The 15,633-nt window shown below is 56.0% G+C and carries 15 protein-coding genes; 14 read left to right on the plus strand and 1 reads right to left on the minus strand.

The genetic code is table 11. The features are described from left to right. Positions 1–26: 26 nt before the first annotated feature. A complete protein-coding gene (locus QP752_RS04620; RefSeq protein WP_255365768.1) occupies positions 27–929 on the minus strand; it encodes a neutral zinc metallopeptidase in 903 nt (300 codons plus the stop codon). A gap of 114 nt (positions 930–1,043) precedes the next feature. Here QP752_RS04620 and aspS point away from each other — a divergent pair, with 114 nt between their 5' ends. The 14 genes from aspS to nusB all read left to right on the plus strand — a co-directional run bounded on the left by aspS (position 1,044) and on the right by nusB (position 15,631). After that, a complete protein-coding gene (gene aspS / locus QP752_RS04625) occupies positions 1,044–2,819 on the plus strand; it encodes an aspartate--tRNA ligase (RefSeq protein ID WP_070477189.1) in 1,776 nt (591 codons plus the stop codon). Positions 2,820–2,964: 145 nt separating this feature from the next. Next, a complete protein-coding gene (locus QP752_RS04630; RefSeq protein ID WP_070477033.1) occupies positions 2,965–4,335 on the plus strand; it encodes a replication-associated recombination protein A in 1,371 nt (456 codons plus the stop codon). Positions 4,336–4,383: 48 nt separating this feature from the next. After that, entirely contained in the window at positions 4,384–7,050 is a 2,667-nt protein-coding gene (alaS, locus tag QP752_RS04635) for an alanine--tRNA ligase (protein ID WP_070477035.1), read from the plus strand. A 110-nt stretch (positions 7,051–7,160) separates the two neighbouring features. Further along, on the plus strand, positions 7,161–7,655 hold the full coding sequence (gene ruvX, locus QP752_RS04640) for a Holliday junction resolvase RuvX (RefSeq protein ID WP_070362388.1): 495 nt from the start codon (positions 7,161–7,163) through the stop codon (positions 7,653–7,655). After that, entirely contained in the window at positions 7,652–8,818 is a 1,167-nt protein-coding gene (mltG, locus tag QP752_RS04645) for an endolytic transglycosylase MltG (RefSeq protein WP_070477037.1), read from the plus strand. Before ruvX ends, mltG begins: the two co-directional genes overlap by 4 nt. Next, positions 8,818–9,639 (plus strand): shikimate dehydrogenase, encoded by an 822-nt coding sequence (locus tag QP752_RS04650; RefSeq protein ID WP_284804659.1) that lies wholly within the window; start codon positions 8,818–8,820, stop codon positions 9,637–9,639. Before mltG ends, QP752_RS04650 begins: the two co-directional genes overlap by 1 nt. 3 nt (positions 9,640–9,642) lie before the next feature. After that, a complete protein-coding gene (locus QP752_RS04655) occupies positions 9,643–10,065 on the plus strand; it encodes an A24 family peptidase (RefSeq protein WP_083290772.1) in 423 nt (140 codons plus the stop codon). A 22-nt stretch (positions 10,066–10,087) separates the two neighbouring features. Further along, the gene (gene aroC, locus QP752_RS04660; protein WP_070477042.1) at positions 10,088–11,299 is read left to right on the plus strand and encodes a chorismate synthase; all 1,212 of its coding nucleotides are present in this window, start codon (positions 10,088–10,090) and stop codon (positions 11,297–11,299) included. An 83-nt stretch (positions 11,300–11,382) separates the two neighbouring features. Further along, positions 11,383–11,886, plus strand: coding sequence for a shikimate kinase (locus QP752_RS04665; RefSeq protein ID WP_070363510.1), 504 nt, complete (start codon positions 11,383–11,385; stop codon positions 11,884–11,886). Positions 11,887–11,916: 30 nt separating this feature from the next. Next, the gene (aroB, locus tag QP752_RS04670) at positions 11,917–12,972 is read left to right on the plus strand and encodes a 3-dehydroquinate synthase (protein WP_070477044.1); all 1,056 of its coding nucleotides are present in this window, start codon (positions 11,917–11,919) and stop codon (positions 12,970–12,972) included. A gap of 4 nt (positions 12,973–12,976) precedes the next feature. Continuing rightward, the gene (gene aroQ / locus QP752_RS04675; RefSeq protein WP_284804660.1) at positions 12,977–13,429 is read left to right on the plus strand and encodes a type II 3-dehydroquinate dehydratase; all 453 of its coding nucleotides are present in this window, start codon (positions 12,977–12,979) and stop codon (positions 13,427–13,429) included. Beyond that, the gene (locus tag QP752_RS04680; RefSeq protein WP_284804661.1) at positions 13,420–14,511 is read left to right on the plus strand and encodes an aminopeptidase P family protein; all 1,092 of its coding nucleotides are present in this window, start codon (positions 13,420–13,422) and stop codon (positions 14,509–14,511) included. Before aroQ ends, QP752_RS04680 begins: the two co-directional genes overlap by 10 nt. A gap of 53 nt (positions 14,512–14,564) precedes the next feature. Beyond that, positions 14,565–15,128 (plus strand): elongation factor P, encoded by a 564-nt coding sequence (efp, locus tag QP752_RS04685; RefSeq protein ID WP_070362395.1) that lies wholly within the window; start codon positions 14,565–14,567, stop codon positions 15,126–15,128. Beyond that, positions 15,128–15,631 carry a transcription antitermination factor NusB gene (gene nusB / locus QP752_RS04690; protein ID WP_070362396.1) on the plus strand — a complete coding sequence of 168 codons (504 nt, stop codon included), beginning with the start codon at positions 15,128–15,130 and terminating at the stop codon, positions 15,629–15,631. Before efp ends, nusB begins: the two co-directional genes overlap by 1 nt. Positions 15,632–15,633: the final 2 nt, after the last annotated feature.

Consider the following 15,633-nt stretch of genomic DNA (forward strand, 5'->3'; position numbering starts at 1 on the left):
GCGCGATGTTACATCACCAGAAAGATTTAGCTGTTGTAGACGCCACGGTTGAGAGTGTCGCAGGCGGACATTTTGCCGGTCCTGTACCCGGACATAAACGCAGTCTTTCGCTGCTCAGAAGAACCATGTGTCCAGGTATCAGGGTTGACGTCGCCGCCCGAGCGGCGTTGGATGTTGTCGTCCCCGATAGCCTGTGCGGTCTCAATTGCAGCGAGGACGTCGTCTTCAGTTAGCGGCTCAAGCAACGCGTTGTCACCCTTGTCCGCGTAATGCGCCCAGATACCCGCGTAGCAGTCGGCCTGCATTTCGATAGCTACGGCAGCAGAATGCTCACCAGGATCGTTATAGTTGCTGAGGCCGAGGGTGCCCTCAATCTGCTGCACGTGGTGTCCAAACTCGTGAGCCGTCACATACATTTGCGTGAACGGGGCGTCGTTCCCGCCGAGTGCATTGAGCTGCTCAAAAAACGTGGTGTCAAAGTACGCTGTTTGGTCGGCGGGGCAATAGAAAGGACCGGTAGCTGAGGAAGCATAGCCGCAGCCAGTCTGCGTCGCGTCCCGGAACAAGGTGAGGCCTGGTTCGGTGTAGTCAAGGCCAGCTTGCTCTGGCAAAAGCGTTTTCCAAACACCGTTGACGGATACGCCGGCTGCCTCGACCCGGCAGTCGTCGTATTTGTTAGCAGCGTTGTCCTCGTTGCAATGCTCCAAGGAGTAGCTCGAATCCGGCTCTGTGCCGGATGGAGATTGCTCGATGAGATCAGCCGGATTTCCGCCCAGTGCAATAAAGAGAACTATGAGTACAAGTCCACCAATACCACCGCCTGCGGCGATTGGGACGCCACGCCGCCCACCTGAACCAGTCTTTGCGTAGCCACTTCCGCGCTGATAGTTGCTGTTAAACGTCATGGGACAAGCATGCCATAGACGCAGGCGTTTATGGGGAATTGGTACGGTCTTCGGACCCGTCCCTTCGCATGCGAGACAAAGGGGGTACACTTTCAACAGTTAATGTTGTACCTCACGTGGAAGGACGTGGAACAGACTGTGCTGCGCACTCATCTCGCGGGCGAGCTCCGCAAAGACCTTGAAGGACAAACCGTCACGCTGGCAGGTTGGGTAGGCCGTAGGCGCGACCACGGTGGCGTTATTTTTATCGACTTGCGTGACCGCTCTGGCTACGCGCAGGTGGTTTTTAGGGATTCGGAAGTCGCTGAAGCTGCGCACGATTTGCGTAGCGAGTACTGCATTCAGGTAACTGGTGTTGTTGAACCACGCCCAGAGGGCTCGGCTAACCCGAACCTTGCGTCGGGTGAGATCGAGGTCAACGTTTCTGAGCTGAAGGTGCTCAACAAGGCTGCTGCGCTGCCGTTCCAGATTGAGGACGCCTCTTCGAACGAGGTAGGCGAAGAGACTCGCTTGAAGTACCGCTACCTTGACCTTCGTCGTGAGCGACAGGCCGCAGCACTTCGCCTCCGCGCAGCGGCGAATCGCGCAGCACGTAAAGTGTTGGATGCGAATGATTTCACGGAAATTGAAACGCCAACGTTGACCCGTTCTACCCCTGAAGGTGCGCGTGATTTCCTGGTGCCGGCGCGTTTGCGCCCTGGTACCTGGTATGCATTGCCGCAGTCGCCACAGCTGTTCAAACAGCTTTTGATGGTCAGCGGCATGGAACGCTACTACCAGATCGCGCGCTGCTACCGCGACGAAGACTTCCGTGCGGACCGCCAGCCGGAGTTCACACAGCTCGATATCGAGGCCAGCTTTATCGACCAGGACGACATCATCGCTCTCGCGGAGCAGATCGTTGTTGAGTTGTGGAAGCTGATCGGCTACGAGGTCTCTACTCCGATCCCGCGCATGACATACAAAGACGCGATGGAGAAGTACGGCTCGGACAAGCCTGACCTTCGTTTCGATATTCAGCTGGTGGACTGCACTGAGTTTTTCAAGGACACGACCTTCCGCGTCTTCCAGAACGACTACGTCGGTGCCGTTGTCATGGATGGTGGCGCTTCGCAGCCCCGCCGTCAGCTTGATGCCTGGCAGGAATGGGCAAAGCAGCGCGGCGCGAAGGGCCTGGCGTACATCTTGGTGCAGGAGGACGGCGAGCTCGGTGGTCCTGTTGCGAAGAACATCACCGAGGAAGAGAAGGCCGGCATTGCAGCACACGTTGGTGCGAAGCCTGGCGACTGCATCTTCTTCGCAGCAGGTGACGCGAAGAGTGCACGTGCATTGCTCGGCGCAGCGCGAGGGGAAATCGCTCGCAAGCTTGGCCTGATTAAGGAAGGCGATTGGGCGTTTACTTGGGTGGTTGATGCTCCTATGTTCGAACCGTCCGCTGACGCGACAGCCTCCGGAGACGTTGCGCTTGGCCACTCGAAGTGGACCGCTGTGCACCACGCGTTTACCTCGCCGAAGCCAGAATTCAAGGCAGACTTCGAGAAGAACCCAGGCGAAGCTCTGGCATACGCATACGACATTGTCTGCAACGGCAACGAAATCGGTGGCGGATCCATCCGTATTCACGAGCGAGACGTCCAGCAGCGTGTCTTCGAAGTCATGGGCATCACCGAGGAAGAAGCCAAGGAGAAGTTTGGCTTCCTGCTTGAGGCATTTGCTTACGGTGCGCCACCGCACGGCGGCATCGCATTCGGCTGGGACCGCATTGTGTCCTTGCTTGGCGGGTTTGACTCCATTCGTGACGTCATTGCCTTCCCGAAGTCCGGCGGCGGCGTAGACCCACTGACGGATGCGCCTGCGCCTATTCCAGACGAGCAGCGTAAAGAGACTGGCGTTGATTTTAAACCGAAGAAGTAGCGTCGACATTGCGCACGGATGAGCCGGCGCAATGAGACAAACGCGTGCCGGAGCGTCGGCAACCGTGTAGGTTGTTGGGGCTCCGGCTTTTCTCACAGGTGGTCGGCCTGCCGGGACTGAGCGGTAGTTTTTGAGGAGAGTAAACATGTCGCAGGGTGATCTATTCGGTAACTCCTTACCGACTAGTGGCCAGCAGACTGCCAATGATGGTAGCGCACAACGTGGCTCAGACTTTTTTGCAGCAGGTCACGGTGCACCCCTCGCTGCCCGAATGCGCCCTCAGAGTTTGGATGAAGTTGCTGGGCAGCAGCATCTTCTTTCCGAGGGCAAACCTCTACGTCGACTTGTAGAAGGATCGGGTGCAGCCTCAGTGATACTTTACGGTCCACCCGGTACTGGTAAAACAACCATCGCTTCGTTGATCGCCAAAACAATGGGGCAAAACTTCGTTGGTCTTTCTGCACTGTCTTCAGGGGTGAAGGAGATCCGCGCGGTCATCGATGCAGCGCGTAGAGATTTGATCTCGGGTGAGAGTACGGTCCTGTTTATTGACGAGGTTCATCGGTTTTCTAAGACTCAACAGGATGCGCTGTTAGCGGCCGTCGAGAATCGCACGGTGTTGCTTGTAGCGGCTACGACAGAGAATCCGTCGTTTAGCGTGGTAGCCCCGCTGCTTTCACGCTCGTTGCTTCTGAAACTTGAATCCTTGTCGGCTGAAGACCTCGGTGTGGTGATAGATCGAGCGATACAAGACGAACGTGGGCTCGCGGGTTCCGTGAAGCTTGCCGACGACGCGCGAGCGCAACTCATAGCCTTGGCGGGTGGAGATGCACGCCGCAGTTTGACGTACTTGGAGGCAGCTGCAGCATCAGTCGAACCGGGGGAGACAATCACTCTTGATGTCGTGAGGGAAAGCGTGAACCGTGCGGTGGTGCGTTACGACCGGGACGGCGACCAGCACTACGACGTAGTTTCCGCATTCATCAAGTCGATTCGAGGCTCAGATGTCGACGCAGCGTTGCACTATTTGGCACGGATGATTGAAGCTGGTGAGGATCCTCGCTTTATAGCGCGCAGGCTGGTCATTCATGCTTCGGAGGACATTGGTATGGCCGATCCATCAGCGTTGCAAACTGCAGTTGCCGCAGCGCAGGCGGTACAGCTGATCGGGATGCCTGAGGGTCGACTGACACTTGCACAAGCGACGATTCATTTGGCTACCGCGCCAAAATCGCCAGCAGTGATTCAGGCGATTACGCGCGCCCAGGAGGACGTGCGCGCGGGAAAGATCGGCCCGGTTCCAGCGCATTTACGGGACGGGCATTATGAGGGCGCGAAAGCGATGGGCAATGCAGTCGGTTATGTCTACCCGCATGATGACCCGAAGGGGGTAGTACAACAACAGTACATTCCCGACGGCTTAGAGGATGCGGTCTACTACACACCAACGGGCCACGGTGACGAGCGAAGAATTTCCGGGTTCTTGGGTAGGCTGCGTAGGTTAGTACGTGGTTGAGGGGTAGAGTAGTTCGAGATTGATTCGAACTTGAAAGGAAACTACTCCGTGCAAACCCATGAGATTCGTGAGCGCTTTACGCAGCACTTCGTTCGTGCAGGACATACACCAGTTCCGAGCGCATCGCTTATCTTGGACGATCCGACACTGCTGTTCGTGAATGCGGGCATGGTTCCGTTCAAGCCGTATTTTCTTGGCCAACAGAACCCTCCCTTTGAACATGGGAAAGCGACTTCGATTCAAAAGTGCGTGAGAACGCTTGATATTGAAGAAGTAGGTATCACGACTCGCCACAATACGTTTTTCCAGATGGCCGGCAACTTCTCCTTCGGCCAGTATTTCAAGGAAGGCGCGATTACTCACGCATGGGAGCTGCTGACGGGCAGCGTAGAGGATGGCGGTTACGGCCTCGACCCAGAGCGGCTGTGGGTGACGGTGTATCTGGATGACGACGAGGCTGCTTCGATTTGGGAAAACAAGATCGGGGTAGATCCGTCGCATATCCAGCGAATGGGCATGGAGGACAACTTCTGGTCCATGGGTATTCCTGGGCCATGTGGTCCGTGCTCGGAGATCTACTATGACCGTGGCCCTGAATACGGTAAAGAGGGCGGGCCAATCGCTGACGATAACCGCTACATGGAGATCTGGAACTTGGTCTTCATGGAGTCGATTCGCGGTGAGGGCGACAAGAAGGGCAACTTTGAGCTCGTCGGAGAGCTGCCAAAGAAGAACATCGATACCGGGCTAGGCATCGAACGCGTTGCCTGCCTGCTGCAGGGCGTCGACAATGTGTATGAAACAGATCTGCTCCGCCCCGTTATTGACGCGGCAGTTGAGCTTACCGGCACTAAGTACGACGCAGGAGTGCACGAAGATGATGTAAGGTTCCGCGTGATTGCGGACCACTCGCGTACAGGCATGATGATCATTCTCGATGGTGTTACGCCGTCGAACGAGGGGCGCGGTTACATTCTGCGCCGCTTGCTGCGCCGAATTGTTCGCTCTGCACGTCTTCTAGGCGCAACTGGGAACGTGCTTGAGGTCTTCATGAACACCATTATGGATACAATGACGCCGTCGTTCCCGGAGATCGCGAAGAACCGGGAACGTATCCTGCGGGTTGCTTTGGCTGAAGAACGTGCCTTCTTGAAGACCCTCGAATCCGGTACACACCGATTCGACGAAACCGTCGAGCAACTGCGTGCATCCGGAGCGAAGACTCTGCCTGGTCAGCAGGCATTCGAACTCCACGACACGTACGGTTTCCCAATTGACTTGACGTTGGAGATGGCGCATGAGGCCGGACTTGACGTCGATATGGACGCATTTAACTCCGCCATGCAGGAGCAGCGAGCTCGGGCGAAGGCTGACAATAAAGCGAAGAAGCACCGTAACGTTGATGAATCGCTCTATCGGGAGTGGGTGGACAACCACCCGACCGAGTTTGTGGGCTATTCAGAACTTGAGCATGATGCCCGAGTTCTCGGTCTCGTCCGCGACGGTGACAAGGTGAACGAGGCTGCGGAAGGCGATGAGGTCGAGGTTATTCTCGACGTCACTCCGATGTACGCCGAAGCCGGCGGCCAGATGGCCGACCGCGGTCTGATTCGCGTCGGCGATACGATGTTGCAAGTTCATGACGTGCAGAAGATCGGCAAGAAACTGTGGGTGCACAAGGCAACCGTGGAACATGGCGGCATTGGCCTCGGCGATCAGGTACAAGCTGAAGTTGATGAGAAGTGGCGTCATGGGGCGCGACAGGCGCATACCGCTACCCACCTCATTCACGCTGCGCTACGTCAGGTGCTCGGCCCAACCGCTGTCCAGGCTGGTTCGATGAACAAGCCTGGCTACCTGCGTTTCGACTTCAACTACACCGAACAGCTGACTGATGCTCAGCTCCAGGAGATTGCAACCATTACGAACCAGGCGGTGGACGCAGACTTCGCGGTTAACACCATCGAAACTTCGCTATCAAAGGCGAAGGAAATGGGCGCGATGGCGCTATTCGGCGAGAACTACGGTGACCAGGTGCGGGTGGTAGAGATCGGCGGGCCGTTCTCTATTGAGCTGTGCGGTGGTACACACGTTGAGCACTCGTCACAGATTGGACCTGTTGCTGTGCTCGGCGAGTCTTCTGTTGGCTCTGGCGCACGCCGTATCGAGGCGTACTCCGGCATGGACTCCTTCCAGTACTTTTCGAAAGAAGCTGCACTGGCCTCGGGGCTCGCTGCCGAGCTCAAGACTCCAACAGGCCAGCTGCCGGAGCGCATTGCGCAGCTCACAGAGCGGCTCCGAGCTGCTGAAAAAGAGATTGAGAATTTGCACCGTCAGCAGTTGCTGTCGAAGACTGGCGAGTTCTTGGACCGCGCAGAGACCATCGGTGCGTACAAGGTGATTGCTGCGAAGCTGCCCGACGGTATCGAAGCTGGCGATGTTCGCACCTTGGCGAACGACCTACGCGGCAAGCTGGAAGGTGAGGCCGCGGTCATTGCGCTGGCCTCTGATAACGGCGGCAAGGTGCCGTTCGTGTTTGCAGCTACCAGTGCGGCGGTAGAGAGCGGGATCAAGGCTGGCGAACTTGTGAAGTCCTTCGGTGAATACGTCAACGGGCGCGGTGGCGGCAAGCCGAACCTTGCTCAGGGCTCCGGCTCTTCCGCTGATGGTATCGATGCCGGCTTCAAGGCAATCCGCGACGTACTTGGTGCCTAAGCCCCGTAAGCACGGATCAATAGTGCGACATGCCGTATTTGGATATCCGTTGTCCCAAAAAACCAGTAGGTTTTAAGGGAAGGCACAGAGTAAACGGTTGGAGTGATGGTATGACGGTGCAGCCCGATCGCCCCGGGGTTCAAGATCCCGGGCCGGGACGTCGCCTCGGAATTGACGTCGGTACAGTTCGTATCGGTGTCGCATCGTCAGACCGTGATGCAAAGCTAGCGACTCCACTTGAGACTGTTGCCCGTGTTACAGGATTTAAAGATCGCGACGGAGCAGATATCGATAGAATCATCGACATCATCGACGAGTACAAGATCGTTGAAGTTGTTGTTGGTCTGCCACGCGATTTAAAAGGTCACGGCTCACGTAGCGTCAAACACGCGAAAGAGATCGCGTTCCGGATTAGGCGACGATCTGGGCTTCCCGTAAGAATGGCTGATGAACGTCTAACAACTGTTGCTGCAGCTCACGCCTTGCGTGCGAGCGGCGTGAACGAGCGCGCTGGTCGTAGTGTGATTGATCAAGCTGCGGCGGTTGAGATTTTGCAATCCTGGCTGGACGGCCGAACGAATTACTTCAAGGAGAATCAATCGTGACGACCCCAACAACCTCGAAACGACGTACACGGGGCACGGCGGTGCTCGTAACGTCGATCTTGCTGATCATTGGATTGATTGCCTGGATCGCGGTGATGCGTAACGGCACGAACGCCGATTTTAACGGTACCGGTAATGGTGAGGAACAAGTCGTCGAGATCCCCGAGGGCTCGAACATTTCGTCGCTGGGTCCTGAGCTTGAAGAACGTGGCATTGTTGCTTCGAACGGAGCGTTCCAGACTGCAGCTGCGAATAATGCGGACTCGGACAACATTCAGCCTGGATTTTACCGCTTGGAAGGTGAGATGAGTGCGGACAGCGCCGTGGCTGCGCTGCTTGACCCATCCAAGCGCGTGACGCCACTACAGGTTTATGGGGGTGCAACGCTCATGGATGTCAACGTAGTTGGTGGGCAACGGCGTCTTGGTATCTTGTCCATGATTCAGCAAGTTTCTTGTGGTGAGGAAGTTAAACCTGGTTGCGTTACTGTTGAAGAGCTGCACCACGTTGCGGCCGATGCGGATCCGGCGAGCCTCGGCGTTCCAGAGTGGGCACTCGAGGTAGTGAACGCTCGAGCGGGAGACGCGAAACGTCTTGAAGGACTTATTGCTCCGGGTGAGTACATCGTGGATCCAGGGGCGTCTGCCGAGGCCGTGCTCACTGATTTGATTACGCGATCTGCAAAGCAGTATGAAGCGACAGACATAGTCACGAGGGCAAAGTCAGTTGGATTGACTCCGTACGAACTCGTCGTAGCTGCATCTCTGGTTGAGCGTGAGGCTCCCGCCGGAGAGTTCGATAAGGTGGCTCGAGTTATCCTGAACCGTCTCAAAGAGCCTATGCGTCTCGAGTTTGATTCGACCGTCAACTATGGGTTGCCCTCTGTTGAGGTTGCGACGTCACGTGAGGACCGTGAGCGGGTCACTCCTTGGAACACGTACGCGATGGATGGACTACCGCAAACGCCGATTGCATCACCATCGATGGAAGCAATTGAGGCGATGGAGCGGCCTGCAGAAGGTGATTGGCTGTTCTTTGTGACCATCGATAAGGATGGCACGACAGTCTTTAACCGCACTTTTGATAAGCATTTGGAGGATACGCAGCGCGCGTATGACTCTGGCATTCTCGATTCTCAGCGCGAAGGAAATCGGGAGCAGTAATGTACCAAGCAGCCGTCCTCGGTTCCCCGATTAAGCATTCACTCTCACCGGTCTTGCACCACGCTGGGTATAAGGCTCTGGGGCTCGATGGTTGGCGTTACACAAGGATTGAGTGCGTCGAAGCAGACCTTCCCAGGGTCGTGCTTGAGGCGGACGAGAGTTTCCAAGGGTTTTCAGTTACGATGCCCGGCAAGTTTGCCGCGTTAAAGGTTGCGGATCGGGCAACCGATCGGGCAATTGCGATCGGGTCCGCGAACACCCTGGTCCGCACGCACCAGGGGTGGCGGGCGGATAACACTGACTGCGAAGGAGTGCTGTACGCGCTTCGCCGTTTGCTTGGCGGAGCAGATATCCAACGAGCGGTTGTGATCGGCGCCGGCGGTACTTCTCGGGCTGTGATTTGGGCCCTTCGGGAACGAGGGGTTGAGGAAATTACTGTTATCAATCGTTCAGATAGGAGCGGCGAGCTTCGAGGACTGACGGAAGGCATTAGGTGCAACTTCGTATCTTTTGACAGTGATCTTTTCAAAGTTACGGCTGCTGCTGACGTGGTTGTTTCGACTGTCCCCGCAGATACGCTGCGGCCCTATGTTCAGCAGCTGGCTCACGCCCCGTTGCTGGATGTCATATATGATCCGTGGCCGACTCCGCTGGTATCCCAATCTGCCGCGAACGGTTACAAAGCAGTCGGGGGGCTGACGATGCTAGCGGGGCAGGCGTTCTCACAGTTCGAACAGTTCACGGGACGCAATGCGCCGCGTGACGAAATGGAAACGGCGCTCGTGGAGCATTGGACCGCGTTAGAGCAGCAAAGTCACTAGAAGATGGCGGGGGGAGCTGTTTGGGGCGCGGTCGCTCTGGGGTTGGCCTGGTCGATACTGACATGCTGGTACGACCTGAAATACACGAGGTTGCCTAATTGGCTCACGTTGCCACTGTGCGTTGTAGCTGTCATTGCCGTCGCGTTCGAGCCCTTCTTATCTGTGGGTATGCTTTGGCCTGCTACCTATTTGCTGTTTGGACAGGGCATTGGTGGCGGTGACATCAAACTCGCGCTTCCACTGGGAGTTGCTTCAGCAGCGGCTGGGGGATTCATCGGTGTTATTGTGGCGTTGTTTATAAGCAGCTTCTGCACGGTATGTTTCGCGTTACTCGTGAGGTCTCGCCGTGTTCCACATGGCCCGTCGATGGTGTTGGCGAGTTGGGCAGTAATTGGAATCTATGCTGGAAACTGCATCTTCTCATGAGAAGTGTGACAGAATAGCCATCATGTTTCGCTGGACCACTGCCGGAGAATCCCACGGCCAAGCCCTGATAGCACTTGTTGAGGATATGCCTGCTGGCGTGCCAATTACTGAGCAGGAGATCGCACATCAGCTCGCTCGTCGCCGTCTCGGGTATGGACGCGGCGCGCGGATGAAGTTTGAGCAAGACAAGCTGGAGCTGCTCGCTGGAGTTGTGCACGGCACCACGATTGGTAGTCCGATCGCGATTCAGATCGGCAATACAGAGTGGCCAAAGTGGACGACGATTATGTCTCCGCATCCGTTGGATACTTCGAATGAAGATGTGCAGAAGGCCATGTCGTCTGGGCGTGGTGCAAAGTTGACTCGTCCGCGACCAGGGCATGCGGATCTTCCAGGCATGATCAAATACGGATTCGATTCGGCACGACCTGTGCTTGAGCGTTCGTCAGCACGTGAGACGGCTGCGCGAGTCGCCGCAGGAGCGGTTGCGCGTGCGCTTTTGCGTGAGGCCCTGGGCGTTGAGGTGTTTTCGCACGTGGTTTCAATTGGGGACTCAGTGCCTGATCGTGACGTGTTGCCTTCGTTTGCTGACATTGATGCTATCGACGCCTCCCCGGTACGTGCCGCGAGCAAGGAAGCAGAAGCCTCGATGGTTGCGTGTATCGAATCCGCAAAGAAATCAGGGGACACCTTGGGTGGAGTCGTCGAGGTAATTGTCGACGGCCTCCCTATCGGCCTGGGCTCCCACATCTCTGGGGAAGCACGCCTCGACGCTCAGCTTGCGGGCGCCTTGATGAGCATTCAATCCGTGAAGGGCGTCGAAATCGGAGATGGTTTTGAGACTGCTACGCGCAGAGGGTCGCAAGCGCACGACGAGATTACGTTGAAAGATGGCCGGGTTCAGCGGCTGTCTAACCGAGCCGGTGGTCTTGAGGGTGGTATGACCAACGGTGAGCAGCTTCGTGTGCGAGCTGCTTTCAAGCCGATTTCTACGGTGCCTCGCGCGTTGCAATCTATCGATATGGCTACCGGCGCGGAGGCCACGGGTATTCATCAGCGATCCGATATCTGTGCTGTCCCAGCGGGAGGCGTGGTCGCAGAGGCGATGGTGGCACTTGTGCTTGCGGAAGCGACATTGAAAAAGTTCGGTGGGGACAGTCTCGACGAGTTGAGGCGTAACATTGCGTCGTATCAGCAATACGTTGCGCAGCGCTTCCGTTTTGATGGGGAGTAGTCCGCAAAGAAAGGATGACTGTGAACGCAGATACAGGTTCCCGACCAGCCGTAGATGAGGTTCTAGGGTCGTGCGAGTCCGGTATTCCAAAAGTCGTGCTTGTTGGCCCTCCAGGCGCTGGGAAGACGACGATTGGGCGTCGATTAGGGAGGGCATTGAACCTTCAGTTCGTGGATTCTGATTCGATAATCGAACAAGCTGAGTGTAAACCGTGCGGTGAAGTCTATGCATCGTTGGGGGAGGATGCGTTTCGTGATCTTGAGCATGAGGTTGTGAAGCAGGTATTAGGGTGCAAGGGCGTTGTGAGCCTAGGCGGTGGCGCTGTGGTTCGGCCTGAGACGAGAGCCCTGTTAGAAAACCACCTTGTCGTGTGGGTTGACGTCGGGGTGAAAGAGGGCACTCGACGGACTGCAGGAGACGGGACTCGTCCAGTGCTGGCAGCAGAAGACCCTGAAGCGCGTTACCAGGCGTTGCTTACTGAACGTGAGCCTTTCTACCGCGAGGTTGCTGACTACCGCGTCCGCACTGACGATCGTCCGCCACAGCGCATCGTTGCTGAAGTGTTAGGCGTCATCGATAGCGAATAGAACGATTCCTAGAGAGAAGAGAGGCAAGTCATGGCAGTAGTGGATGTTTGTGGGCCCCAGCCGTATCAGGTCTTCATCGACCACGACACAACTATGATGGTCGGTAATCACGTGCAGGCGCTCGGGGCGAGAAAGGCTCTGATCGTGCATCAGCCTCCGCTAGCTGCCGTTGCACGAAGTATCGCGCAAGACTTAGAAAACAATAACATTGAACCCCACCTGGCGGCCGTCCCTGATGCGGAGGACGGCAAGAGCATTGCGGTTGCAAGTGAACTTTGGGATGTTCTTGGGCGTGCCGGTTTCTCGAGGCAGGACGCCGTGGTCACTGTGGGCGGCGGTGCAGCAACTGATATGGGTGGATTTATCGCTGCTACTTGGATGCGTGGCATTGACGTCGTGCATGTCCCAACTACATTGCTAGCAATGGTGGACGCCGCAGTAGGCGGGAAGACTGGGATGAACACAGCGGAAGGTAAGAACCTGGTCGGTGCATTTCATGAGCCGAAGGGCGTCTTCATCGACTTGGAACGCGTGTACACCCTTCCAGAAGAAGAGATCGTGTCTGGCTCCGCGGAGTTGATCAAGACGGGTTTTATCGCTGACCCAAAGATTTTGGATCTATTCCAGGAGGGTGCCTCTCGTCACTGGCCTGAGCTCATCGAGCGCTCTGTCGCTGTCAAAGCAGGCGTTGTCTCCAAGGACCTCAAAGAGTCGGGGCTCCGTGAAATCTTGAACTATGGGCACACGCTTGGTCATGCAATCGAGCGACGCGAGCAGTATCGTTGGCGGCACGGAAATGCTGTTGCTGTGGGAATGATGTTCGTTGCGTACCTTGCGCTGCAGCGGGGACTTATCGACGAATCGGTTGTTTCGCTACACCGTACGATCCTTGAAGCGGCTGGGTTGCCAACGCGCTACGAACATGGCGTGTTCGATGAGCTCTATGAGGGAATGACCCGCGATAAGAAGAATAAGAACGGGCACATTCGGTTCGTGGTACTCGATGGTATCGGTTCTTGTACACGAATCGAAGATGCCACCAAAGAAGAGATGCGTGCTGCTTACGAAGCCATGATGGGGGACTAGCGCGATGATGATCCTTGTTCTCAACGGACCAAACTTGGATAGACTCGGCAAGCGGCAGCCCGAAATCTATGGCGCCGAAACCTTGGAGACACTCACACAGCGGCTGCAGAGCAAGGCTACAGCGGCAGGCGTGGAAGTTGAGGTTCGTCAGTCCAACCACGAGGGCGACTTGATCGATTGGGTGCACGAGGCGGCTGACAGTAAATGGCCTGTCATCATTAATCCGGGCGGTTTTACGCATACATCAGTGGCGCTGCGCGATGCTGTTGTTGAGTTGGGAGACGGTCCGGGGTTTGTGGAGGTGCACATTTCGAATATTTTCTCGCGTGAGGCTTTCCGACATCATTCGTATTTGTCGCCGGTAGCGCGTGGCGTAATTGCCGGTCTTGGTCTGGAAGGTTACGAGCTTGCAATGCAAGTATTTATCAACGACTTGAAGGAGTCTCAATGGGTTTAGCAGATACTCGATTTGAAAACCGGCGCCGTAAGCTGGCGTCTCTTTTAGCTGGTCACCGGATCGACGACATGTTAGTAACCCATTTGACGCATGTCCGTTACTTGTCTGGGTTCTCTGGTTCCAATGGTGCGCTATTGATCTCCAAAGACCGCTCAGCCCGTATCACAACAGACGGGCGATATGCGACGAAGGTCGCAGAAGAAGTTCCTGATATCGAGGCGACGATCACTCGAAAAGTCGCCACCGAACTGCTGAGCGCAGTTGTAGAGGGACACCGCGTTGGGTACGAAGCAGACTATGTCAGTGCATCGCAGCTTGAAGCTCTGAAGCAGGCTTGTCCTGAAGGCGTGACCTTGGTGCCTGTCACGCAACAAATCGAGGGAATTCGGTTAGTGAAAGATGAACTGGAGCTTCAACGCTTGGCTGAGGCCGCGGAGCTGGCATCGACAGCGCTTCGCGAACTAGTTGACGCCGGTGAGCTCGCAGCAGGACAGTCAGAGCGCCAAGTCGCTGCCAACTTGGAATACCGGATGCGATTGCTTGGCGCTGATCGCCCGAGCTTTGACACGATTGTCGCGTCGGGTTTGAATTCGGCTAAGCCACACCATGGTGCCTCTGACCGCGTGATCGAAGACGGTGACTTTGTCACGATTGATTTCGGAATGTACCGTGCAGGATTCAACTCCGACATGACAAGAACGTTTGCGGTGGGGGAACCTTCTGCGTTTCTCCGCGAAATCTACGAGGTTACTCGTGAATCCCAGCAAGCAGGTGTCGAGGCGGCTGTTGCAGGTGCGAAGTTAGTCGACGTAGACAAAGCATGTAGAAGCATCATTGAAGACGCGGGCTACGGCGAATACTTCGTGCACTCGACGGGTCACGGTATCGGGTTGGATGTGCACGAGGGACCATACGCGGCGCTGACTGGCACTGGAGAGCTAGAACCATCGATGACCTTGACCATCGAACCGGGTATTTACGTTCCTGGGAAGGGAGGTGTCCGAATTGAGGACACCCTGATTATCACCAGCGGTGCACCACGTATTATCACCCAGTTCCCCAAGGAACTCATCGTGCTGTAGCATAATTGTGATTGCGAGAGCACATCTATTGTTAGAAAGAAGGAAGGCTTCAAGTGGCAACTACTGCTGATTTTAAAAACGGTTTGGTTCTGTTGGTAGATGGGAAACTCCAGCAGATTGTTGAGTTCCAGCATGTGAAGCCCGGTAAAGGCCCAGCTTTCGTTCGTACTAAGTTGAAGGATGTTGTCTCCGGCAAAACCGTGGACAAGACCTGGAACGCTGGCGTTAAGGTTGACACGGCAACGGTTGACCGTCGTGACATGACCTACCTGTACAACGACGGGACCAACTACGTGGTCATGGACGATAAGACCTTTGAGCAGTTCGAGCTTCCAGAAGAGAAGTTCGGTGATGCCGCAAAGTTCCTGCTGGAAAACATGCATGTCCAGGTCTCGTTCTACGAGGGCGACGCACTGTTTGCAGAACTACCGATCTCGGTTGATCTCAAGGTCGAGCACACCGAGCCGGGTCTGCAGGGCGATCGCTCCACCGGTGGCACCAAGCCTGCAACCCTGGAGACCGGCGCCGAAATTCAGGTCCCACTGTTTCTTGAGACCGGTAATGTAGTGAAGGTTGATACGCGTACTGGTGAATACCTTTCGCGTGTGAACAACTAATGGAGAATTTCAAACGCCATGGCGCACGATACCGTGCGCGTCGTAGAGCCGTCGATATCCTCTTTGAAGCCGAAGCTAGAGACATCGACCCGGTTGCTATTGTCGAAGACCGAGAGACGCTGTCTCAGAACCCGCTGAATCAAATTGCCCCGGTGGCTCCGTATACCCGGACCATCGTGGAGGGCGTGGCCCTTCAGCTCGATGATATTGACGACGCAATCGAGAAGTTTCTCAGCAGCGATTGGGAGTTGGATCGAATCCCCGCAGTGGATCGGCAGATCTTGCGCGTAGGTATCTGGGAGATCCTGTTCAACGCAGAGGTTGATGCCCCAATCACGATCTCGAATGCGGCTGAATTAGCTACGCAGTACTCAGGCGCGAAAGCGGCGCCGTATATCCACGCGGTGCTCGACGGAGTAATTCAATCGCAATCTGAAAATGCTCCAATGTCTCAGACTCACGCAGAAGAACCTGCTGACGGTCAGGAGGGCGAGGAAGCTTAACG

Origin of the sequence: Corynebacterium sp. UMB10321, from assembly GCF_030228725.1 — a bacterium.
In the GTDB taxonomy this organism is placed as follows: Bacteria; Actinomycetota; Actinomycetes; order Mycobacteriales; family Mycobacteriaceae; genus Corynebacterium; species Corynebacterium pseudogenitalium.

Coding starts and splice junctions, on each gene's coding strand:
- aroB (WP_070477044.1), top strand. CDS start 11,917: ATGGCAGTAGTGGATGTTTGTGGGCCCCAGCCGTATCAGGTCTTCATC.
- QP752_RS04655 (WP_083290772.1), top strand. CDS start 9,643: ATGGCGGGGGGAGCTGTTTGGGGCGCGGTCGCTCTGGGGTTGGCCTGG.
- ruvX (WP_070362388.1), top strand. CDS start 7,161: ATGACGGTGCAGCCCGATCGCCCCGGGGTTCAAGATCCCGGGCCGGGA.
- QP752_RS04630 (WP_070477033.1), top strand. CDS start 2,965: ATGTCGCAGGGTGATCTATTCGGTAACTCCTTACCGACTAGTGGCCAG.
- nusB (WP_070362396.1), top strand. CDS start 15,128: ATGGAGAATTTCAAACGCCATGGCGCACGATACCGTGCGCGTCGTAGA.
- aroQ (WP_284804660.1), top strand. CDS start 12,977: ATGATGATCCTTGTTCTCAACGGACCAAACTTGGATAGACTCGGCAAG.
- QP752_RS04650 (WP_284804659.1), top strand. CDS start 8,818: ATGTACCAAGCAGCCGTCCTCGGTTCCCCGATTAAGCATTCACTCTCA.
- QP752_RS04680 (WP_284804661.1), top strand. CDS start 13,420: ATGGGTTTAGCAGATACTCGATTTGAAAACCGGCGCCGTAAGCTGGCG.
- aroC (WP_070477042.1), top strand. CDS start 10,088: ATGTTTCGCTGGACCACTGCCGGAGAATCCCACGGCCAAGCCCTGATA.